We start from the raw sequence: 626 nt of genomic DNA, 5'->3' as shown, positions 1-626 counted from the left end.
GCCAAGGGCTCAGTAGCCTCTCGCGCCCCCGGCAGCGGGCGCATGGTGCGCGCCTCGCGGTTGCGGGGCGTCCGGTGGGGCCGCCCGCCTCCAGCGACGGGGCACGTGGCCGCACGAACGTGGCCCGCCGAGCCGCGGACGCCCGCCGCGCGGCTCATTCCGCCGCGTCCACCCGCACCCCCACGCCCGTGACCACCACCGCCACCGACAGCGCCTCGGGCCTCGCGTCCGCCAGCGCCCGCCGCACGTGCCTGGCGACGTCGAGCGGCCCGTGCCCCTCGGCCGTCGCCAGCTCCACCCTCAGGTGCCCGCCGGAGTTCGTGACCCCGCCGCCCAGCGCCCTCGTCAACCCGGCGACTCCGTCCACGTCCGTCACCCCGGGTACCTCGTTCGGGTCAAGAGGGCCCCACGTTTCCGCCGTCCGCGGCTGAGCGGGCCGCGCGGCCCCGTCGTCCTCGTCCCGCAGTCCCGTCACCCGCAGGTCGACCCGCACCACCTCAAGACCCAGTGCGTCGCGCGCGTGCGCGGACAGCGCCGCGCGCAGCCGCTCCGCCACCGCGGGCAGCGGTTCGTCCCTGCCCGGCTCGAACTCCGCGTCGATCCTCTGAGATCGGAAGAGCACTGCC

1 pseudogene is annotated in these 626 nt (G+C 77.2%); it reads right to left on the bottom strand.

Annotated elements, in window-relative coordinates:
- Positions 1–154 precede the first annotated feature (154 nt).
- Positions 155–626, bottom strand: a pseudogene (locus JFN87_RS33315) (hypothetical protein); the annotation flags it as partial.

The organism is Streptomyces montanisoli (assembly GCF_017813245.1).
Taxonomy (GTDB): Bacteria; Actinomycetota; Actinomycetes; order Streptomycetales; family Streptomycetaceae; genus Streptomyces; species Streptomyces montanisoli.
This window is presented reverse-complemented; position numbering and strand designations above follow the sequence as displayed.